The sequence below is a fragment of the Neisseria bacilliformis genome (assembly GCF_014055025.1).
GTDB classification, from domain to species: Bacteria; Pseudomonadota; Gammaproteobacteria; order Burkholderiales; family Neisseriaceae; genus Neisseria; species Neisseria bacilliformis.
Genome location: NZ_CP059571.1, coordinates 2,122,662 through 2,143,631, shown reverse-complemented (window position 1 = coordinate 2,143,631; position 20,970 = coordinate 2,122,662). Strand labels below are relative to the sequence as shown.

Sequence of the window (20,970 nt, the reverse complement as noted above, 5' to 3'; positions counted from 1 at the left end):
ACTGCTCCGGCAGTCTTTTTTTACAAACCGGACAAAGCAGACCGTCTGAAAACACAGCAAAACCCCATTTCAGACGTCCGCCCGCCGCAACCCATTTCAGACGGCCACCAACATGACCCGCGACTTCAACCTCATCATCATCGGCGACGAAATTCTCCACGGCAGCCGCCAAGACAAACACTTCCCCTACTTCAAAAACCTGCTCGAAACACACGGCCTGCGCCTCAACAGCGTCCAATACCTCCCCGATGAACGCCCCCAGCTCGCCAAACAGCTCGAACGCAGCTTTTCAGACGGCCTGCCCGCCTTCGTAACCGGCGGCATCGGCGCCACACCCGACGACCACACCCGCCAGGCCGCCGCCGAAGCCGCCAAATGCCCGCTCCAACGCCACCCCGAAGCCGCCGCCCTAATCGAAGCCGTAACCCGCAAACGCGGCGAATCCACCGACTCCCCCGAACACCGCCAACGCCTGCACATGGCCGATTTCCCTCAAGGCGCGCAAATCATCCCCAACCCCTACAACGGCATCGCCGGCTTCACCCTCCTGCACCACCACTTCCTGCCCGGCTTCCCCGTCATGGCGCACCCCATGGCCGAATGGGTGCTGCACACCCACTACGCCGAGAGCTTCCACCGCGTCCCAACCGACCAACGCGCCATCCTCGTTTACGGCCTGCCCGAATCCCGCATCACCCCACTGATGGAACACATCGAACACACCTACCCCGGCATCCGCACATACAGCCTACCCAGCGTCGGCTGCACCACCCCCGACGGACAACACACCCGCCCCCACATCGAATTCGGCCTCAAAGCCGAAGGCGAAGCCTGCACCTATATCGACACTGCCTGGACATACGCCCTCGACACCCTGCGCCGCCTCGGCGCACAACTGCACGACACGCAAGAGGCCGTCTGAAAGCGCAGCTTCTGCGCTTTCAGACGGCCTCTTGCGACAAGCAGCCTAAATCGTGGGCATGGCTTGCGCCACACTCCTATCTTTACAGCCGAATCCGCCCGCGCCGAAGCATCCGTAGGGCGTGTCGTCCCAAGGCGACGCACGCGGTTGCGGGCTTGGGCGGATGTTTGGGCTGATAGGAAACGTTGAGGCCGTCTGAAAACCGTAACGGATTTTTCAGACGGCCTGTCCGTATTCATGCCGATGCTAATGATGATGACCGTGCGGGCCGTGGACGTGGCCGTGTTCGGTTTCTTCCTTGGTGGCTTCGCGGATGCTTTCCACTTTGGCTTTGAAGCGGATTTTCATGCCTGCCAGCGGGTGGTTGCCGTCCACAACCACTTTGCCCTCGGCCATATCGGTAACGCGGAACACCACCACATCGCCGTCGGGCATGTCGGCCTCGAACATCATGCCCGGCTTCACTTCCGACGGGAAGGCGTCGGCCGGCTCGATGCGCACCAGCTCGGGATCCTGTTCGCCGAAAGCGTCGTCCGGTTGCAGGACGATGTCCACTTCGTCGCCGACGGTTTTCCCGTGCAGGGCTTCCTCCACCAGCGGGAAAATGCCGTCGTAACCGCCGTGCAGGTACACGATGGGCTGCTGTGTTTCGTCGATAAGCTGGTCGTTGGCATCGAACATTTGGTAATGCAGGCCGACAACGGTGTCTTTTTTAATCATGGCTGTCTTTCGGAACAGGAATTGGAAAGCGGGCATTGTAACATCATGGTGGCGGCGCGGCCTGTTTATTTGCCCCGCGCCGCGTGCATGCGCGGCCTTGCGGCGGCGGCCTGCGCGCGGCGTTTTTCAGACGGCCGGCAGGAAAATGTTGCTTTTTTGCCACCGAAGCGGCGGCGGGGATAGGCGGCGGCAAAGCTCACTCGGGCGGCATATCGGGGCGATACAGGATAACAATAAACCGTCAAATTTGAATAAGCGGTCGGATTATTGCGCCGGACGGCGTGAAAAGGTATTTTGCTGTCGCAAAAAACCGCGCATCGTATCCCGCGCTGCGGCGGCGCATTGTGATTCAAATCAAGGCGCGAATTGATTTTAGGCGTGCACATGGGCATAATGGCGGCGTTCAGCACAAGCAAAAGCCCGTAACCATGCTGTTGCGGGCAACATTATTTGCTGATGTTTTATCAATTTAGTTTATTTCGTAAGGTATTTGAAAAATGAAAAAATCCCTGTTAGCCGCTACCCTGATGTCCCTGTTCCTGGCCGCCTGCGGCGGTGAAAAAGCCGCTACCGATGCTGCAAACGCAGCATCCGAAGCTGCCACACAAGCCGCTTCTGCCGCCGCTTCCGCAGCCGAAGGCGCGGCTTCTGCCGCCGAAGGTGCCGCTTCCGCAGCCGAAGGCGCAGCTTCCGCCGCTATGGATGCCGCCGCCGCCGCTTCTGCTGCCGATGCCGCCGCTTCCGACGCAGCCGCCAGCAAATAAGCCGCTTTTGCAGCATGGCAAACGGGACGCGCAAGCGTCCCGTTTGTCTATCCGCCGCCTTTATTCCTTTATATTTGGGATACGGGCGGCAGGCCGTCTGAAAGCACCGCTTCGGCGCAGCCAAAACGGCTTTCGGCAAAGCTCCAACCCGTCTGCACATCAAAAAACACAAACCATGCACACCCCCTACCGCCGCCTCGCCGCCCTGCTTGCGCCCGACGAAATTTCCGACAACGCCGCCCTGCTCACCGACCAACGCCGCCGCTACACCGGGCGGGCGGATTTGCTTTTGCAGCCGCGCGACACCGAATCCGTGCGCAAAATCATGCGTTTCTGTTTTGAGCGCCGCCTGCCCGTTACCCCGCAGGGCGGCAACACCGGCCTGTGCGGCGCGGCCGTGCCGCAGGGTGGCGTTTTGCTCAATTTAGGCCGTCTGAACCGCATCCGCAGCGTCAGCACTGCCGACAACGCCCTCACCGCCGAGGCCGGCTGCATCCTGCAAAACGTGCAGGACGCGGCGGCGGCTTCGGGGCGGCTGTTTCCGCTGAGTCTGGCCAGCGAAGGCTCGTGCCAGATCGGCGGCAACATCGCCTGCAATGCCGGCGGGCTGAACGTGCTGCGCTACGGCACGATGCGCGATTTGGTGATGGGTTTGGAAGTGGTACTGCCGGACGGCGAACTGGTGTCCCACCTCGCGCCGCTGCACAAAAACACCACCGGCTACGACCTGCGCCAGCTTTTCATCGGCAGCGAGGGCACGCTGGGCGTGATTACCGCCGCCACGCTGAAACTCTTCCCCCTGCCGCAAACGCGCGAAACCGTTTGGGCGGGCGTGGGCAGTATCGCGCAGGCGGTGGAGCTGCTGGCTTTGGTCAAAAGCCGTTTCGGCGAACGCCTGGTCAGCTTCGAGTTGGTCGGGCGTTACGCGCTCGAATTGTCGTCCGCCTTCTGCCGCGCCGCGCCGCCCGCCGATGCGCCGTGGCACGTCCTGCTGGAACTGACCGACAGCGAGTCGCGCGCCGACCTTGGCGGCCTCTTGGCCGAGTGCCTTCTGGAAAACGGCTTTGACAACAGCGTGTTGGCGCAGTCGGAAACCGAGCGGCGTACCCTGTGGGCTTTGCGCGAAAACATCTCCGCCGCCCAGCGCGGTCTCGGCGCGAGCATCAAACACGACATCGCCCTCCCCATCGCACGCGTCGCCGAATTTGTCAAACGTTGCGGCGCGGCCTTGCAAGCGGCCTTCGACGGCATCCGCATCGTCGTGTTCGGCCACCTCGGCGACGGCAGCCTGCACTACAACACCTTCCTGCCCGGTGTGTCCGACAACGGTGTATACGCCTTTGAAAACGCGGTGAACGACATCGTGTACGCACACGTCCTCGCCTGCGGCGGCACTATCGCCGCCGAGCACGGCATCGGTCAAGTCAAACGCCACCGCCTGAGCCAAGTACGCAGCGCGGCGGAAATCGCCCTGATGAAGGCTGTAAAAACCGCCTTCGACCCGCACGGCATCATGAACCCCGGCAAACTGCTGCCCGATTGAACACAGGCCGTCCTCACCTGCGCGGGGATGACGTTTCTGAAAATACCGTTTTCAGACGGCCTCCAAGCATTCCGCAGCGGCCGCGCCGTGTTTTTCATACGGCCTGCTATAATCCGCCGCCTCCGTCCGAGCCATACGAAAGAAAACCCATATGGAACAAACCGTTTACCTCTACACCGACGGCGCGTGCAAAGGCAACCCCGGCGCGGGCGGCTGGGGCGTGCTGCTGCGCTACGGCCGCCACGAAAAAGAACTGTTCGGCGGCGAAGCCGAAACCACCAACAACCGCATGGAGCTCACCGCCGTCATCGAAGGGCTCAAAGCCCTCAAACGCACCAGCTGCGTGGAAATCTGCACCGACTCTCAATACGTCAAAAACGGCATGCAGAGCTGGATACACGGCTGGAAGAAAAACGGCTGGAAAACCTCGGCCAAACAGCCGGTGAAAAACGAAGACCTGTGGCGTGAACTCGACCGCCTCGCCGCCGCCCACAACGTCAGCTGGAAATGGGTCAAAGGCCACGCCGGCCATCCCGAAAACGAACGCGCCGACGCGCTGGCCAACCGGGGCGCAGCAGAAGCGGCAGGACGCGGGTAACAAGACAGAGGCCGTCTGAAAAATGGATTTCGCACACATCGGCAAACGCAGCGGGACGGGCGACGACCCCTCCGCCGCCGCCCAACTCAAATTCCTGCTGCAAAGCGCGCAGGCATGGCGGCAGCTCGACCAAGCCGTCAAACAGCACCTGCCCGCCAACCTCCATCCCCACATTCGGACGGCCTGCATCGACCCCGACGGCAGCCTCGTGCTGCTGGCCGCCAACAGCACCGCCGCCGCCCGCCTCAAAATGCTCGCCCCCGCCCTCCTGCCACAGTTACAGGCATACGGCGGCCTGATTCGCGCCGTGCGCGTCAAAACCGTTCCCAAACCGTCCGCCCCGCCCAAACAAAACACCCTCAAACTCAGCCCCGCCGCCCTCGAAGCCCTCGCCGACGGCGCAGACAGGCTGCAACACCACCCCGGACTGGCCGCCGCCCTGCGCCGTTTGGTCGGCAAATATCAAAAATAGTTATCCCTCAATTGCCGAATCGTGGTACATTGCGCCCGGTTCCGTTGGTTGTTTACGACGGATTGTTTTTTGTTTCCGATTATTTTCCACCATCATCATTAAGGAGCTAAAACATGAAAGCATATCTGGCACTGATTTCCGCAGCGGCACTGGCATTGAGCGCGTGCGGCGACAACAAACCCGCCGAAACCCCGGCCGCCCCGCCCGCCGCCTCCGAAGCGCCCGCCGCCCCGGCCTCCGAAGCACCCGCTTCCGAAACCCCCGCCGCGCCCGCCTCCGAAGCCGCCCCCGCCGCTTCCGAAGCGGCCGCAGCCCCTGCCGCCGGCGCGTGTGAAACCGTGGTCGAATCCGACGACGCGATGAACTTCAACACCAAAGAGCTGGTCATCGACAAAACCAACTGCAAAGAATTCAAAGTAACCCTCAAACACACCGGCAAAATGCCCAAAACCGCAATGGGGCACAACATCGTGATTTCCAAAGCCGAAGACACCAAAGGCGTGCTTGCCGACGGCGCGGCTGCCGGCGCGGATGCCGACTACGTCAAAGCCGGCGACGCGCGCGTCATCGCCCACACCAAACTGATCGGCGGCGGCGAAGAAACCAGCGTTACCGTGGACACTTCCAAACTGGCCGACGGCGGCAAATACGAGTTCTACTGCTCCTTCCCCGCCCACTCCGCGCAAATGCTCGGCCACGTTACCTTGAAATAAGGTTTGCGCCATTTTCAGACGGCCTGCACACGCAGGCCGTTTTTGCGTGCGCGGCCTGCACGACACAGAGGCCGTCTGAAAAGCCCGTGCGGCGCGGCGCGCGATTCACTATACTGCGCCCTTCGCCAATCAAGAGGAAAGGCCGCCGAAACCATGTTTTCAGACGGCCTCAAACGGAAAAACATGAATCTTTTCAACACAAAAAGCGTAACATTCGACGAGCCGGTGGAAATGCTCTACGCCTGCCACGGCAAAGTGCGCCGCTTCTGCGAACAGGTCGGCATGCTCGACAACTACATCGCCGAACACGGCCGTAACGACATCGTGATGCAGGCCGTGCGCCAGATCGCCCAGTATTTCAACGTTGCCGCCCCGCTGCACCACGAAGACGAAGAACAGGACTTCTTCCCGCTGCTGCTGCGTTACGCGCCGCAGGCGCAGGCCGACGTGGACGAACTCCTGCGCCAGCACGGCCTGCTGCACGCCAACTGGTCTGCTGTGGCCGCCGAGTTCGCCAAACTCGAAGCCGACGCGGCCTACCGCCCCGACGCCGCCGCCTTCAAAGCCTTCACCGACGGCTACGCCGTGCATCTGGCCCTGGAAGAAGGGCTGTTCGAGCTGGGCAAAACCCACATCCCCGCCGACGAGCTGGCGCGCATCGGCAAAAACATGGCGCGGCGCAGGAAAGGGTAGGGCGCACGGGCGGCGGATTCCGCCGTAAAGGCAGAATGCGCGGCACAGCCGCACCGTGTTCATGCCGCAACGGCGCAAAAGAGGCCGTCTGAAAAGCGGGTTTGCTTTTTTTAGACGGCCTCTGCCGCCAAGGTAGGGTGTGTGGCAAGCCACGCACGCGGTTTGGACTTTGGGGAAATGCACGGATTGGTTATGCGGCAGGGAACGCGTGCGTCGCCTCGGGGCGGCACACCCTACCTTAGGGTGGAAACCGCATGTGTGGCTTGCGCATACCCCACCCCAACGGCAGAGGCCGTCTGAAACCCCTATCCTGTCATTCCTGCGCAGGCGGGAATCTTCTTTGGCATTCGGCACTTTTTGGGAGGAACAACCATTTGCCCAACCCTGCCGCGCGGGTGTCGGATACAAGTATCCGACCTACGGCTTAACGGCAGCGGGTAGCTTGGGTTGCAAACCCAACATAGGCGGCTTGTGCGGGTGTTGGGTCTCGACCCAAGCTACTTTGCTGAAAAACAAGTTTTCAGACGGTCTCTTATCGTACCGTAGGCCGGGCTTCAGCCCGGCGAACCCGCTGTTACCCGCTATTTTGCCGGGCTGAAGCCCGGCCTACATTGCCTCCGTTTGCCAATGCGCCCAACGACCGCCGCACCCGGAACCGCGTGCGTGGCTTGCGCCACACACCCTGCATAAACGGTAAACGGCAGAGGCCGTCTGAAAATCTGTTTTTCAGACGGCCTTTTTATTGCGATTGCGGCGGGGCGGTTCAGTCTTTGAATTTTTCGAGCAGGCGGCCGAGGAGGTGTTGCAGTTCGGCGTGGTCGGCGTCGGTGAAACCGGCCCAGATGCGGTCGCGTTTGGCGGTGATGAGGGGCTGGATTTTGCGGATGAAGGCTTCGCCTTCGGGGGTGAGGCGCAGGAGGATTTGGCGGCGGTCGCAGTTGTTGCCGCCGCGTTCGCGCCGTATCCAGCCGCGCGCGGACATTTCGTCGGCCAGGCGGGTGGCGCTGGTGCGGGTGAGGTTGAGCAGGTCGCTCAGGTGGGAGGGCATGATTTCGCGGTTGGGGCTGACGTAGACGAAGAGGAGGGCGTACCACAGGCTTTCGGTGATGCCTTCGGCTTTGAGGCAGCGGTTCATGTGGGTGCTGAGGCATTCGGCGGTTACGCGCAGCAGTTGGGCGGTGAGGGTGCGGGGAAGGTTGAATTCGGGCAGGCTGCCGGCGAGGAGGGCGAAGCGTTTGCTCAGTTCGGTGTGGGAAAAACTCATGTCGGTTCCGGTTCGTTAATGGATTTTAGCGGGGGATTTTGTGGGAAATCCGTGTCTTTGGGTGGAAAATCATAAGCTCGGTAACAGGTGAATGAGTTGCGCCGCCGATAATCGGTTGCGGATTTTTTTCCGGCGGTAGGCAGGACGGGTGCTGTGCCAAGCGGTGTATGCGTTCTTTGTCAGGCGGGGCGGAGGCCGTCCCCGCCTATGTTTCTGAAAGCGCAGCTTCGGCGCAGCCAAAACAGCAGTAGGGTGGGTCTTGACCCGCCACAATCACTGCAACCATGCCGCTTCCCGCAAACGGTGGGTCGAGACCCACCCTACCCAATCTCTGCCGATGTGGAGTGTGCAGCTCCGAGGCAACGCACGCGGTTTGTGCCGTGCAATAAATCCGCGCGTTTCCCGAAAAATCCAAACCGCGTGCGTGGCTGCGCCACATACCCTACCTCAACGACAGAGGCCGTCTGAAAAACATGAAAACGGGTTTTGGCTGCGCCGAGCGGTGCTTTCAGACGGCCTCTGTGCCGTTTTCGGTTTGGACGGCGGCGAAGGCTTCGAGGCTGGTGTCCATGTTGGCGAGGGCGGGGGCGAGGAGGCGGGAGACGGCGTCGGCTATGCGGTCTTGGCCCGGGGGGGCGGGGCGGTAGACGAAGAGGGCGAAGAGGTCGGCGAGGCGGATGCGGGCGGCGTCGGTTTTGAGCGCCCAGCCGCGCCGGCCGCTGCAAACGTAGCCGTGGCGGGCGAGTGTGTCGAGCAGGTCGCCCAGTTCGTCGTAGCCCATGCTGATGCGGCGGCGGAAGTCTTGGATGCGCAGGCTGCGGCTTTGGCTTTGGGCGCGGTGGAGCAGGAGGAGGATTTTGAGTACGTCGTCGAAGCGGGTGCGCGCGCCGTAGGTGGTGCGGAAGGCGTCGCCCTGCCAGTAGGAGAGGGAGGAGGTGAACACTGCGCCGGTGAGCAGCAGGGTCCAGACGAGGTTGAGCCAGAGGAGGAAGACGGGGATGGCGGCGAACGCGCCGTAAATGAGGGTGTAGCTGTTGAAGGTGCCGATGTACCAGGCGAAGCCGCGCCGCAGCATTTCGAGCAGGACGGCGGTGGCGGCCGCGCCGGTGAGGGCGTGGCGGGCGGGAACGTGGCGGTTGGGGACGAGGCGGTAGAGGAGGAAGAGGGCGAGGGTGCCGCCGGCGGCGGCGGCGAGGGTGCGCAGGGCTTCGGAGAGGGGGTTTTGCGCGGAGAGGATGTTGTCTTTGATGAGGATTTCCCAGGCGGCCAGCCCCGCGCCGACGGCCAGGGGGGCGAAGGCGAGCAGCAGCCAGTAAACAAGAAACTGCATCCATAAGGGGCGCAGGTTTTGCACCTGCCAGATGCGGTTGAAGGTGTGGTCGATGGTGCGGATGAGCAGCAGGGAGGTGAGGGCGAGGAAGGCGAGGCCGATGGCGGTGAGGTTGGCGGCGTTGCTTTGGAAGGTGGCGAGGTAGCCGCGCACCGCGCCTGCGCCCTGGGGGACGAGGTTGCTGTCGATGAAGTGGAGCACGGCGGCGGCGAGGCGGTCGTACATAGGGAAGGCGGAGAGGACGTAGAGGGCGACGGTGAGCACGGGCACGAGTGCCAGCAGGGTGGTGAAGGTGAGGCTGGCGGCCACTTGCGGCACTTCGAGCGCGTCGAAGCGGCGGCAGAGGAAGGCGGCGAAACCGAGCGTGCGCGAGCGGCGCAGGGCTTGGCGGAGACGGGGGAGGGGCATGGGTTTTCCGTAATGCGGGCGGCCGTTTGAAAGTTGAAAGTTGAAAACGCGGCGGCGGCATTGTAGCGGAAAAGGGCGGCAGAGGCCGTCTGAAAACGGGTTCCGGCTGCGCCGAAGCCGCCCGGATGTATTGAAAGGCCGTCTGAAAAGCGTGAAACACGGTTTTCAGACGGCCTTTTGTATCCGCCGCGCGTTCGCAGCCGCCTGAGACCCGCCGCCCGCCTGCCGTTTGACAGGCCCCCCCGCCGCGCCTACCCTGCCGCCTTTCCCACCCTGAAACGGAGTTTTACCATGCCATTCAAACCCTTTGCCCTTGCCGCCCTTACCGCGCTGGCCACCCACGCGCAGGCGGCGGATTTGGATTTTTCCAAACAGCCCTACACCGCGCAAACCGCCGAGGTAAACGGCCAAACCGTGCAGTACCGCGCCTTTGAAAACATCCCCTATGTGAAAAACCCCGTCGAAGCCGACTATCAGACCATCAACATCTACATCCCCGAAGCCTATTTCAACGGCGGCAGCGTCAACGGCTACACCGCTGCCACCGCGCCCGTGTTCCTGCCCAACCGGATCGGCGGCTACATGCCCGCCAAAGCCGGCGTGCCGGGCAAAGGCGGCCACGGCCAAAGCAAAGGCGCGGACGCGATGCAGACCGCCCTCGCACGAGGCCTCGTCGTCGCCAGCCCCGGCGCGCGCGGGCGCACTTCGTCCACCGGCAAAGCCCCCGCCGCCATCGTCGATCTGAAAGCCGCCGTGCGCTACCTCAAAGCCAACGACCGCGCCATGCCGGGCGACGCGCGCAAAATCATCTCCAACGGCACCAGCGCGGGCGGCGCGTTGTCGGTTCTGCTCGGCGCGTCCGCCAATCAGGCCGACTACGAAGGCAGCCTGAAAGCTCTCGGCGCGGCTGAAGCCGACGACAGCATCTTCGCCGTGTCCGCCTACTGCCCGATTTCGATACTCGACCATGCCGACGCGGCCTACGAATGGCAGTTCAACGGCGTAAACGACTATCAGAAAATGGACATCTCCATGCTCGATTACAAAGTCGAACGCAAGCTGGTCAAAGGCACGCTCAACGAAGCCGAACAATCCCTTTCAGGCCGTCTGAAACCGCTGTTCGCCCCCTATCTCAACAGCCTCAAACTCAAAGACGCGCAAGGCCGAGTGCTCACGCTCGACAAAAACGGCAACGGCAGCTTCAAAAACTACGTCGCCTCCTTCCTGGCCAAATCCGCGCAAGGGCAGCTTGACGCAGGCAAAAACCTCTCCGACCGCCGCTGGCTCACCGTGAAAAACGGCAAAGTAAGCGCCGTGGATTTCGACAAATACGCAGCCGCCGCAGGCCGCCAGAAAACCCCGCCCGCCTTTGATGCCGTGGATTTGTCTGCCGGCGAAAACCAGCTTTTCGGCAGCGCAACGCAAGACACGCGCCACTTCACCGAGTTCGGCGCGCAAAACAGCACCGTCAAAGGCGCGGGCAGAGCCGACGCGCAAACCGTGAAAATGATGAACCCCATGCACTACATCGCCAAAACGCCCACGCAGCACTGGCGCATCCGTGTCGGCACCGCCGACCGCGACACCTCGCTGGCCGTGAGCGCGATTCTGGCCGCCAAACTGCAAAACAGCGGCAAATCCGTCGATTACGCCCTGCCGTGGGACGTGCCGCACAGCGGCGATTACGATTTGGACGAGCTGTTTGCCTGGGTGGACAAAGTGGCCAAAGGAAAATAGGCCGTCTGAAAGCTGTTGCATAAAAAGGCAGCCTGAAAACCGGATTGGGGTTTTCAGGCTGCCTTTTTACATCGGGGTTATTCGTCGTTCTCTTCCCGGCTTTCCTGCGCCTTTTGCCTACGCGCTTTCAGAATTTTTACGGCAATCGCTTTTTCTTCATCCGATGGAGAAAACCAACCGTCTGATTTGACAATATTTACTAAATCAGAAGAGTCTTTTTCTTCATATCGCATTCTCGTAGCTTCTCTTCTGTTGTTATTCTCCTCTGCCATGGCAGCGAAATCCTTTAATAATGAACCCAGCATACTCCAAAAGCCCATTTTGCTTCCTCCTTAGCCGATCGGACTGGAAGAAATACGTTTACTGTTGCATTTCGGGCAGCGGTCAGGCGTTCCCCGCCCTTGCCTGCTTGTCCATTCGTGTTTGCAGTCTAAACATTTTGCCCTGTAAAGGATGCTCATTTGATATTCCTTATGGTTGGTTATGGAAAGTAGGATGAATGGCCGAAATTTTATCTCTACCTGCTTTAAAAGTCAATTATAGTTGTCTTTATGAAATTTATGGTTGATTGTTTGTAAGGCGGATAAAATCAATACTGCCGTACATGGATGAAACACAAAACTCCCCGCACGCGTATCGGATGATCTTCGCGCAAAACATCAGGCAAATAAGGAGAATGAAGGAAATCTCCCAAGAAGAATTGGCTTTTGCTGCGAATATCAGCAGGGTTTATATCGGAGAAGTGGAGCGTGGAAGCAGAAATGTAACCATCGACGTAATGGGCAGAATATCCGATGCTTTGGAAGTTCCTTTGGACAAACTGCTGTTACAGGATTTGACAAAAATCGGATAAGCTAAAACAGAGGCCGTCTGAAAACCGCAAAACGCGTTTTCAGACGGCCTTCTGCCTTTCTCCGCCGCCGCCGAAAGGCTAGAATGCGCGTTTTCGTTTACATTGCATTGGAAAGCGCGTCATGAGTAAAACCGTACATTATCTGAAAGACTACCAAGCCCCCGCCCATTCGGTTTCCCGCACCGATTTAACCTTCGACATCCAAGAGAGCCACACCGACATCACCGCCCGCCTCGCCATGCGCGGCGAGCGCGCGGGCGCGCCGCTGGTGTTGGACGGCACGGCGGAGCTTATATCGTTCAAAATCAACGGTGAAGACGTGCCCTACACGCTGGACAACGGCCGGCTCACCGTGGCCGCGCCGCCCGAGGGTGAGTTTGCCGTTGACATCCGCACCTGCGTGAAGCCGTCTGAAAACAAAACCCTGATGGGGCTTTACGAGAGCGGCGGCAATCTTTACACCCAGTGCGAGCCGGAGGGCTTCCGCAAAATCACCTTCTATCCCGACCGCCCCGACGTGATGGCCAGGTTTTCCACCACCATCATTGCCGACGAAAAACGCTATCCGGTGCTGCTCTCCAACGGCAACAAAGTGGGCGGCGGCCGCTTTTCAGACGGCCGCCACTGGGCCAAATGGGAAGACCCGTTCAAAAAGCCGTGCTACCTCTTCGCGCTGGTGGCGGGCGATTTGGTCTGCACCGCCGACCGTTTCCTTACCCGCAGCGGCCGCAGCGTGGCCATCGAATTTTTCACCCGCAAAGAAGACGCAATCAAGGTGCGCTTCGGCATCGAGTCGCTCAAACACGCGATGAAATGGGACGAAACCCGCTTCGGCCTCGAATACGATTTGGACGTTTACATGGTCGTGGCCGTGGGCGACTTCAACATGGGCGCGATGGAAAACAAGGGCTTGAACATTTTCAACACCGCCTGCGTGCTGGCCGACAGCCGCACCGCCACCGATGCCGACTTCGAGCGCGTCGAAGGCGTGATTGCCCACGAATACTTCCACAACTGGACGGGCAACCGCGTAACCTGCCGCGACTGGTTCCAGCTCTCCCTCAAAGAGGGTCTCACCGTGTTCCGCGACCAGGAATTCTCCGCCGACCGCGCCAGCCGCGCCGTGCGCCGCATCGAAAACGTTTCCCGCCTGCGCGCCTTCCAGTTTCCCGAAGACGCCGGCCCGATGGCGCACCCCGTGCGCCCCGCCAGCTATGAAGACATGAACAACTTCTACACCATGACCGTCTATGAAAAAGGCGCGGAAGTGGTGCGCATGTACCACACCTTCCTCAGCGAAGCGGGCTTCCAAGACGGCATGAAACTGTATTTCCAACGCCACGACGGCCAAGCCGTAACCTGCGACGACTTCCGCGCCGCCATGGCCGACGCCGACGGCTTCGATTTCAACCGGTTTGCCCTGTGGTACAGCCAGGCCGGCACGCCCGTTTTGGACGTTTCAGGCCGTCTGAAAGACGAAAATTTCGTCCTCAACGTGAAACAGACCGTGCCGCCCACCCCCGACATGGCCGCCAAACAGCCCATGCAGATGCCGCTCAAAACCGGCCTCATCGGCCGCGACGGCGCAAGCCTCGAATTCGAATACCAAGGCAAACGCGGCCGCGAAGCCGTGCTCATGCTCACCGAAGCCGAACAGGAATTCGTCCTCGGCGGCGTGGCGCAGGACGCCGTCCCCTCCCTGCTGCGCGGCTTCTCCGCCCCCGTGCGCCTCAATTACGCCTACACCGACGCCGAACTCGCCCTGCTGCTCGCGCACGATCCCGACCCCTTCGCCCGCTGGGAAGCCGGCCAAACCCTGTTGCGCCGCGCCGTGTCCGCCAACATCGCCGCCGCCGCCGAAAACCGCCCGCTGCCCGACCATGCCGCCCTGCTCGAAGCCCTCGGCCACGTCCTCGCCGCCGACATCGACCCCGCCTACAAAGCCGTGCTGCTTGCCGTGCCGCCCGAAGCCGAGCTGTGGTCGGACATGGAAAACTTTGACCCGCTCGCCGTCCACCGCGCCCGCAAAGCCCTGCTCGACCTTATCGCCGCACGCTTCCTCAACGAATTCCACGCCCTCAACCAAACCGCCCGCGAGCGCGAAGAAGCCTGCCCCAACCCCTACGAATACGCCCCCGAACCCGCCGGCTGGCGCGCCCTGCGCAACGTCTGCCGCGCCTTCATCCTGCGCGCCGACCCCGCCCACATCGAACTCGCCGCCCGCAACTACGGCGCGATGGCGCACAACATGACCCACGAATGGGGCATCATGAGCGCAGTCAACAGCAACCCCTCGCCCCTGCGCGACGAACTGCTTGCCCGCTTCGGCGCAAAATTCGCTGCCGACCCGCTGGCGATGGACAAATACTTCGTCCTCACCGCCTCCTCCCGCCGCGCAGATACCCCCGCGCAGATACAGGCCGCCCTGCGACACCCGCAGTACAACGCGCAAAACCCCAACAAAGTCCGCGCCCTCATCGGCGCGTTCGCCCGCAACGTGCCGCACTTCCACGCCGCTGACGGCGCGGGCTACCGTTTTCTGGCCGACAAAATCATCGAAACCGACCGCTTCAACCCCTCCCTGGCCGCCGGTCTCGCCCGCGCCTTCAACCTCTGCCGCCGCCTCGAACCCCAGCGGCAGAAACTGATGCAGGCCGAGCTCCAACGCATCGCCGCCGTGGCAGACCTCTCCGCCGAAACCGGCGAAATCGTCGGCAAAATCCTCGCCTGAACGGCGGGTAACAAAGAGGCCGTCTGAAAAGCCGGTAAACCGGTTTTTCAGACGGCCTCTTTGCCATCCCGCCCATGCCGAACCGAAGGCAGGGTGGATCATACGTAGGGTGTGTGGCGCAAGCCACGCACGCGGTTTCCACCACACAAAGGCCGTCTGAAAAATCCCCAAACCCGATTTTCAGACGGCCTTCCGTTTTCCAACACATCTGACGACCGCCGCACCCCAACAACCGCGTGCGTTGCCTTGGGGCGACACACCCTACCTGAACGGCAGCAAGGTAGGTTGGGTTGCAAACTCAACATTGGCAGGTTGCGCAGGTGTTGGGTCTCGACCCAACCTACCTTGGCTGTTGAACGATTTGCGGTCTAACTCATGGCGGCATACGCGCCCCAGGCAGCCAAAAAGCTGATGCCGAGCCACAGCAGCAGCTTGATGCCCGCCCATTGGTCTTCCAACCATCTGCCCTGCCACGCGCTGATGATGTCGGGGATGAACGAGAGTTTGATGCAGTCCCACACTTCGTCCCAGCCGTCGAACAGCAATATAAACAGCAGCCAGGCAACGGCGAGACCGACGGCGATACTGAAAAACAGTGGTGGCATGATGCGCTCCTTTTTGTGCAAACCTGCGCCGATTTTATACATAAAAGGCCGTCTGAAAACCTGTTTGTAGATTTTCAGACGGCCTTTGCTGTTTTGCTGCGGCTGTTGTTCAGTATTGCACCGTCCAGCCCACGGTCTGACCCGCACGCATGGGGACGAGCCGGCCGCTGCCGTAGGGGATGCTTTCGGGAATCTGCTGCGGCTGTTTTACCAGCGTGATGGTGCCGCTGTTTTCGGGAATGCCGTAAAAGCGCGCGCCGTTTTTCGAGGCGAAGGCTTCGAGTTTGTCCAATGCGCCGGCCTGCTCGAATACTTCGGCGTAAAGCTCGATGGCGGTCATTGCGCTGAACATGCCGGCGCAGCCGCAGGCGTTTTCTTTGGCGGCTTTTTCGTGCGGGGCGGAATCTGTGCCGAGGAAGAATTTGTGCGATTTTTCGCCGGTAACGGCGGCGACGAGGGCTTGGCGGTGGGTTTCGCGTTTGAGCACGGGCAGGCAGAAATGGTGCGGGCGCACGCCGCCGACCAGGAGGTCGTTGCGGTTGAGCAGCAGGTGTTGCGGGGTTACGGTGGCGGCCACGTTGTCGCCCGCTTCCAGCACCAGCCGCGCGGCTTCGGCGGTGGTGATGTGCTCGAATACGACTTTCAGGTTCGGCACTTGCGCCAAAACGGGTTTCATCACGCGCTCGATAAAGGCGGCTTCGCGGTCGAAAATGTCGATTTCGGGGTCGGTTACTTCGCCGTGGACGAGAAACAGCACGCCCTGCCGCGCCATTTCTTCCAACACGGGAATGAGTTTGAACAGGTCGGTTACGCCGGAATCGGAATTGGTGGTCGCGCCTGCGGGGTAGAGTTTGAAGGCGGCGATGCCGGCGGCTTTGGCCTCGCGCACGAGTTCGGGCGTGGCTTTGTCGGTGAGGTAAAGCGTCATCATCGGCTCGAAGCGGCTGCCCTCGGGCAGGGCGGCGAGGATGCGCTGTTTGTAGGCGAGCGCGTCGGCAACGGTGGCGACGGGCGGTTTGAGGTTGGGCATAATCACGGCACGCCCCATCTGGCGGGCGGTGTAGGGGGCGACGGCTTGGAGTGCGTCGCCGTCGCGCAGGTGCAGGTGCATGTCGTCGGGGCGGGTGATGGTGAGGGTTTGCATGGTCGTTCCTTGGGATTGTTTGCGAAACGGTTTGCAAGATACTTGCGGGGCTGTGCTGCTTTATCGCGGATAGGCGGTGATATGTCGAGACCGCGTGCGTGGCTGCGCCACACACCCTACGAAGGGCTTGTTTTGTTTCGCTGTTTTGTAATTGAGGCCGTCTGAAAACCGGCAAACGGGTTTTCAGACGGCCTTTTCGGCTGTTTCGGCGTTAGGGCGTGTTGACAATCAACATTTTGGCGGCTTTTACGCCCTAAAACGGCATCTGCCATGTTGAAAATACTCGCCTATGGACGGCATAGGCTCGCATTTTCGCCTTGCATCTGCCGTTTTATGACGCAAAATCCGCTGCAAAAGTTGAATGTCAACACGCCCTAGACTTCTTTACTCTCCGCCGCTTTCTGCCGCAGGCGCAGGCCGAGTTCGCGCAGTTGCTTGTCGTCCACTGCGCCGGGGGCGTTGGTGAGCAGGCATTGGGCGCGCTGGGTTTTGGGGAAGGCGATGACGTCGCGGATGGATTCTGCGCCGGTCATCAGGGTTACCAGCCTGTCCAAACCGAAGGCGAGGCCGCCGTGCGGGGGCGCGCCGAATTTGAGGTTGTCCAAGAGGAAGCCGAATTTTTCCTGCTGCTCTTCGGGGCTGATTTTGAGCGCGGCGAACACTTTTTCCTGAATGTCGGCACGGTGGATACGGATAGAGCCGCCGCCGATTTCCCAGCCGTTTAGCACCATGTCGTAGGCGCGAGCCAGGCAGTTTTCAGGGTCGGATTCCATCAGGTCTTCGTGGCCGGGTTTGGGCGAGGTGAACGGGTGGTGCATGGCGGCCCAGCGGTCGTTTTCCTCGTCGTATTCGAACATCGGGAAATCCACCACCCACAGCGGTTTCCATTCGTCCACGAAGTAACCATTTTCTGCGCCGTGTTCTTTGCCGATTTTAATCCGCAATGCGCCGATGGCTTCGTTCACCACTTTGGCTTTGTCTGCGCCGAAGAAGATGATGTCGCCGTTTTGCGCGCCGGTGCGCTTAATGATTTCGTGCAGGCTGCTTTCAGACAAGAATTTAACGATGGGTGACTGCAAACCGCTGTTTTCGCCGTTGCTCAAATTGCTTACATCGTTCACCTTGATGTAGGCCAGGCCTTTCGCGCCGTAGATGCCGACAAATTGGGTGTATTCGTCGATTTCCTTGCGGCTGAGTTTCGCGCCGTTCGGCACGCGCAGAGCCACCACGCGGCCGCCTTTCATATCGGCAGCGCCACGGAACACTTTGAACTCTTCCGTTTTCATCAAATCGGTCAGCTCGGTGAATTTCAGGTTGATGCGCATATCGGGCTTGTCGGAGCCGTAGTAGAACATGGCTTCGGAATAGGGCATACGCGGGAAATCGCCCAGTTCCACGCCCAAAGCTTCTTTGAATACCTGTTTGGCCATGCCTTCGGTGATGTCCATGATTTCATCCTCGTTCAAGAACGAGGTTTCCAAGTCGATTTGGGTGAATTCGGGCTGACGGTCGGCACGCAAATCTTCGTCGCGGAAGCATTTGGTGATTTGGTAGTAGCGGTCGAAACCTGCCACCATCAACAGTTGTTTGAACAATTGCGGCGATTGCGGCAAAGCGAAAAACTCGCCCGGATGAACGCGGCTCGGCACGAGATAGTCGCGCGCGCCTTCGGGGGTGGAGCGGGTCAGCATCGGGGTTTCGATATCGATGAAGCCTTGCGCGTCCAAATAGCGGCGCACGCCCATGGCTACCTGATAACGCAGGCGCAGGTTGCGCTGCATCACGGGGCGGCGCAGGTCGATGACGCGGTTTTGCAGGCGCACGGTTTCGCTGATGTTTTCGTCGTCAATCATGAACGGCGGCGTGGCGGCGGGGTTCAGGATTTCGATTTCTTTGGCCAAAATCTCGATTTTGCCGGACACCATTTTGTCGTTGGTCGTGCCTTCGGGGCGGTTGCGCACGCGGCCGGTGATGCTCAAAACGTATTCGTTGCGGGCAGAATCGGCCAGCTTGAACGCTTCGGGCGTATCGGGGTCAATCACGACTTGGACGATGCCTTCGCGGTCACGCAGGTCGATGAAAATCACCCCGCCGTGGTCGCGCCGGCGGTGCACCCAGCCTTTCACGGTTACGGTTTGGTCGAGATATTGTTCGCTGATTAAGCCGCAATAGTTGGTACGCATGTTTTGGGTCTTTCTGTTAGTCGTCAATGTAAATGGGGCTGGGGGCTTTCAGACGGCCTTTCAGGCAGCCTGAAAAAGGTTTATTCGTTTTGATAGTGAACCAAAATAGAAAATCTACGGCGTTGCTGCGCCTTGCCGTATTACCTGTACTGTCTGCGGCTTGCTGCCTTGTATCTTTCCTATTTTGTTTCACTATGGTGCTCGGTTTTGCCGGGCGTTTTTTTCTGCTTCCGCTTTCCATTCCTGAAACATCAGCTCTCTCAGGGCTTCTTTTTCGGCTTGGTCGGGCCGGCCGTAGTAGCGGAGGGTGAAGGCTTCGGTGCGTTTTCCGGATTCGTTGTGTGCAGGCATCCGGTCCGCTTCGTGAAACTGCGCGTGTGCCGCCACGGCACGTTGCTCGTTGATTAGGATATAGAGCTTGTTGTCGTCGCGTGGATGGCGCAGGGTGGAAGCGAGATAGCGTTGGCCGTTTATCCTTATTTCGCCGTGGGGGCCGCTCGAACTCAGGGCGTCTTCAATCCAAACCTGATCTTCTGCGGGGATTTCGGACAGGATTTGGCTGCGCCAGACTTGGCGGTAGGCGGGTTTTTTGAGCAGCTCGGACAGATGGCGATCGGCCATCCATTCGATTTCTACGGATTTGGCGGCGGCGGGAGCGGAAACGGCCAGCATCAGGGCAAGGACGGCGGCAATTCGGGCAAGGCGGGGCATGGCGGGCATTTGATAAAGCGGGTTAAAGCCTTTTCAGGCTGCCTGAAAAGGTAAACGGGCGGATTGCAAAACTTTGTGCGGTTTTATCGGGCTTTCAGACGGCCTCTGAGGCCGTCTGAAAAGGTTTATTTTTCTTCTTCGTCGGCGGCGAGTTTCTGCAGGGCGGCTTTTTCGGCATCAGTGGGTTTGCCGTAGTAACGGGTGGCGAGGATTTCTTGGGTGCCGTTTCTTTCGACATGCAGCACCACGGCGCGCTGTTTGTTCAGCAGGATGTAGATGCTGTTGCTGATGCAGTTGTGCGGCTGGCACATGGTGGTGACGATGTAGCGTTTGCCGTCCACAGTTATCGCACCTTTGGGGACGGTGGGGCCATCGGCGTCTTTAATCCAATATCTGTCGCTTTGGGGCGTGTGTGGCACGATTTGGCTGCGCCACACTTTGCGGTAGGCGGGTTTTTCCAGCAGGTAGAACAGGTAGGTGTTGGCGTCTTTTTCGCTGACCTGTTGAGATGCCTGGCCGGTTTGCGCGGACTTGGCGGCGGTGGGGGCGGCAACGGACAGCGCGAGGGTGAGGACGGCAAGGGTTTTTAGGGTGCGGGTCATGGGATGTCCTTTCTCAAAGGGGTTGGGTTGCGGCAGTGGCCGTTCCCGCCAGTACTCCTGCGGAGCATAAACGCGGGGATGGTGTTTCTGAAAGCGCGGCTTCGGCGCAGCCAAAAGCGGAAACGGTGTTGCGTTTTGCGGATAAAAAATGCAAAACGGGCGGATTTTAATGCTTTGCGCGGCGTTCAGGTAGGTTTGCGGGGTTTTCCGTGCCGCAACCGCGTTTTTCAGACGGCCTCCTGCGTGCCGTTTTGCGTTTTGGCGGGGGCGTCGTCGGGCAGTACCATGCCCAGCGAGATGACGTATTTTAGGGCTTCGTCCACGCTCATATCGAGTTCGCGGATGTCGCTTTGTTTAACCAGAATATAGTAGCCGCCGGTGGGGTTGGGGGTGGTGGGGACGTACACGGGGATGCGCGGTGCGGCGTCGGGCAGGACGGCGGCGATGTTGTCGGGCAGGCTGCCGGAAACGAAGCCGATGGTCCAGATGTTGCGCTGGGGGAAGGGGACGAGCACAGGGGTTTTGAAGGAGCGGCTGTTGTCGGAGAGCAGCGATTCGGACACTTTTTTGACGCTGGAATAGATGGATTTGACCACGGGGATGCGGCCGAGCAGGCTGTCCCAGCCTTCGAGGATTTTGCGGCCGAGCACGTTGGCGGCGAACACGCCGGTGAGGAAGAGGACGATGACGGCAACGATGAAGCCGGTGCCTGGGATGTTGAAGCCGAGGTAGCGTTCTGGCTGCCACTGGGCGGGGATGAGGGCGGCGAGGCGGTCGGTGGCGGAGATGATGTAGCCGATGACCCATACGGTTACGGCGATGGGCATCCATACGAGCACGCCGGTGAGCAGGTATTTTTTCAGTGCTTTGCCGACGGTGGTTTTTTCTTTTTCTGTTTTGGGGTCTGCCATGTTGGTTTTCGGTGTGCAAATGGGTTGGGGCGGGGGCGGTTTTTTCAGACGGCCTGTTGCGCTTTG

Annotated in this window: 20 protein-coding genes; 10 read left to right on the top strand and 10 right to left on the bottom strand. The window is 60.3% G+C overall.

All coding sequences use genetic code 11. From position 1 onward, the window contains the following. The first annotated feature begins 112 nt into the window (after window positions 1–112). Window positions 113–922: a competence/damage-inducible protein A gene (locus H3L91_RS10390; protein WP_007343814.1), complete on the top strand. Its 810-nt coding sequence runs from the start codon at window positions 113–115 to the stop codon at window positions 920–922. Window positions 923–1,168: 246 nt separating this feature from the next. Here the strand turns inward: H3L91_RS10390 and H3L91_RS10385 are convergent, their stop codons facing one another. Next, window positions 1,169–1,642 (bottom strand): FKBP-type peptidyl-prolyl cis-trans isomerase, encoded by a 474-nt coding sequence (locus tag H3L91_RS10385; RefSeq protein ID WP_040659141.1) that lies wholly within the window; start codon window positions 1,640–1,642, stop codon window positions 1,169–1,171. 497 nt (window positions 1,643–2,139) lie between these two features. Here H3L91_RS10385 and H3L91_RS10380 point away from each other — a divergent pair, with 497 nt between their 5' ends. The 6 genes from H3L91_RS10380 (at window position 2,140) to H3L91_RS10355 (ending at window position 6,425) form a co-directional block, all read left to right on the top strand. Further along, a complete protein-coding gene (locus H3L91_RS10380) occupies window positions 2,140–2,406 on the top strand; it encodes a hypothetical protein (protein WP_007343810.1) in 267 nt (88 codons plus the stop codon). A gap of 175 nt (window positions 2,407–2,581) precedes the next feature. Next, window positions 2,582–3,949 carry an FAD-binding oxidoreductase gene (locus H3L91_RS10375; RefSeq protein ID WP_007343809.1) on the top strand — a complete coding sequence of 456 codons (1,368 nt, stop codon included), beginning with the start codon at window positions 2,582–2,584 and terminating at the stop codon, window positions 3,947–3,949. A 151-nt stretch (window positions 3,950–4,100) separates the two neighbouring features. Next, complete coding sequence (gene rnhA / locus H3L91_RS10370) at window positions 4,101–4,547, top strand: ribonuclease HI (protein ID WP_007343808.1); 447 nt, start codon at window positions 4,101–4,103, stop codon at window positions 4,545–4,547. 22 nt (window positions 4,548–4,569) lie between these two features. Then, window positions 4,570–5,019, top strand: a complete 450-nt coding sequence (locus H3L91_RS10365) for a DciA family protein (RefSeq protein WP_007343807.1) — start codon at window positions 4,570–4,572, stop codon at window positions 5,017–5,019. Window positions 5,020–5,132: 113 nt separating this feature from the next. Next, window positions 5,133–5,732, top strand: a complete 600-nt coding sequence (gene azu / locus H3L91_RS10360) for an azurin (RefSeq protein ID WP_007343806.1) — start codon at window positions 5,133–5,135, stop codon at window positions 5,730–5,732. 183 nt (window positions 5,733–5,915) lie between these two features. Next, the gene (locus tag H3L91_RS10355; protein ID WP_040659700.1) at window positions 5,916–6,425 is read left to right on the top strand and encodes a hemerythrin domain-containing protein; all 510 of its coding nucleotides are present in this window, start codon (window positions 5,916–5,918) and stop codon (window positions 6,423–6,425) included. Between the two features lie 763 nt (window positions 6,426–7,188). On the opposite strand, the gene H3L91_RS10350 is transcribed toward H3L91_RS10355, so the two are convergent. Both H3L91_RS10350 and H3L91_RS10345 read right to left on the bottom strand, forming a co-directional pair. Continuing rightward, window positions 7,189–7,689: a MarR family transcriptional regulator gene (locus tag H3L91_RS10350; protein ID WP_040659139.1), complete on the bottom strand. Its 501-nt coding sequence runs from the start codon at window positions 7,687–7,689 to the stop codon at window positions 7,189–7,191. Between the two features lie 508 nt (window positions 7,690–8,197). After that, window positions 8,198–9,427 carry a YihY family inner membrane protein gene (locus H3L91_RS10345; RefSeq protein WP_007343803.1) on the bottom strand — a complete coding sequence of 410 codons (1,230 nt, stop codon included), beginning with the start codon at window positions 9,425–9,427 and terminating at the stop codon, window positions 8,198–8,200. A gap of 291 nt (window positions 9,428–9,718) precedes the next feature. Between H3L91_RS10345 and H3L91_RS10340 the strand changes: the two genes are divergently transcribed. Continuing rightward, window positions 9,719–11,164: a subtype B tannase gene (locus tag H3L91_RS10340; protein WP_007343802.1), complete on the top strand. Its 1,446-nt coding sequence runs from the start codon at window positions 9,719–9,721 to the stop codon at window positions 11,162–11,164. Window positions 11,165–11,241: 77 nt separating this feature from the next. On the opposite strand, the gene H3L91_RS10335 is transcribed toward H3L91_RS10340, so the two are convergent. Next, the gene (locus H3L91_RS10335) at window positions 11,242–11,484 is read right to left on the bottom strand and encodes a hypothetical protein (RefSeq protein ID WP_007343801.1); all 243 of its coding nucleotides are present in this window, start codon (window positions 11,482–11,484) and stop codon (window positions 11,242–11,244) included. A gap of 284 nt (window positions 11,485–11,768) precedes the next feature. Between H3L91_RS10335 and H3L91_RS10330 the strand changes: the two genes are divergently transcribed. Together H3L91_RS10330 and pepN are read left to right on the top strand one after the other, a co-directional pair. Then, window positions 11,769–12,017 (top strand): helix-turn-helix domain-containing protein, encoded by a 249-nt coding sequence (locus tag H3L91_RS10330; RefSeq protein ID WP_007343800.1) that lies wholly within the window; start codon window positions 11,769–11,771, stop codon window positions 12,015–12,017. A gap of 121 nt (window positions 12,018–12,138) precedes the next feature. Continuing rightward, window positions 12,139–14,748, top strand: coding sequence for an aminopeptidase N (gene pepN, locus H3L91_RS10325; RefSeq protein ID WP_007343799.1), 2,610 nt, complete (start codon window positions 12,139–12,141; stop codon window positions 14,746–14,748). Window positions 14,749–15,116: 368 nt separating this feature from the next. Here the strand turns inward: pepN and H3L91_RS10320 are convergent, their stop codons facing one another. The 6 genes from H3L91_RS10320 to H3L91_RS10295 form a co-directional block, all read right to left on the bottom strand. Next, window positions 15,117–15,353 (bottom strand): hypothetical protein, encoded by a 237-nt coding sequence (locus H3L91_RS10320; protein WP_244958462.1) that lies wholly within the window; start codon window positions 15,351–15,353, stop codon window positions 15,117–15,119. Between the two features lie 109 nt (window positions 15,354–15,462). Beyond that, window positions 15,463–16,497: a dihydroorotase gene (gene pyrC, locus H3L91_RS10315; RefSeq protein ID WP_007343797.1), complete on the bottom strand. Its 1,035-nt coding sequence runs from the start codon at window positions 16,495–16,497 to the stop codon at window positions 15,463–15,465. Between the two features lie 374 nt (window positions 16,498–16,871). Continuing rightward, complete coding sequence (gene aspS / locus H3L91_RS10310; protein ID WP_007343795.1) at window positions 16,872–18,680, bottom strand: aspartate--tRNA ligase; 1,809 nt, start codon at window positions 18,678–18,680, stop codon at window positions 16,872–16,874. Between the two features lie 192 nt (window positions 18,681–18,872). Then, entirely contained in the window at window positions 18,873–19,400 is a 528-nt protein-coding gene (locus H3L91_RS10305) for an Ivy family c-type lysozyme inhibitor (RefSeq protein WP_007343793.1), read from the bottom strand. A gap of 116 nt (window positions 19,401–19,516) precedes the next feature. Beyond that, the gene (locus H3L91_RS10300) at window positions 19,517–19,993 is read right to left on the bottom strand and encodes an Ivy family c-type lysozyme inhibitor (protein WP_007343792.1); all 477 of its coding nucleotides are present in this window, start codon (window positions 19,991–19,993) and stop codon (window positions 19,517–19,519) included. A gap of 227 nt (window positions 19,994–20,220) precedes the next feature. Further along, complete coding sequence (locus H3L91_RS10295) at window positions 20,221–20,904, bottom strand: DUF502 domain-containing protein (protein ID WP_007343791.1); 684 nt, start codon at window positions 20,902–20,904, stop codon at window positions 20,221–20,223. Between the last annotated feature and the right edge of the window lie 66 nt (window positions 20,905–20,970).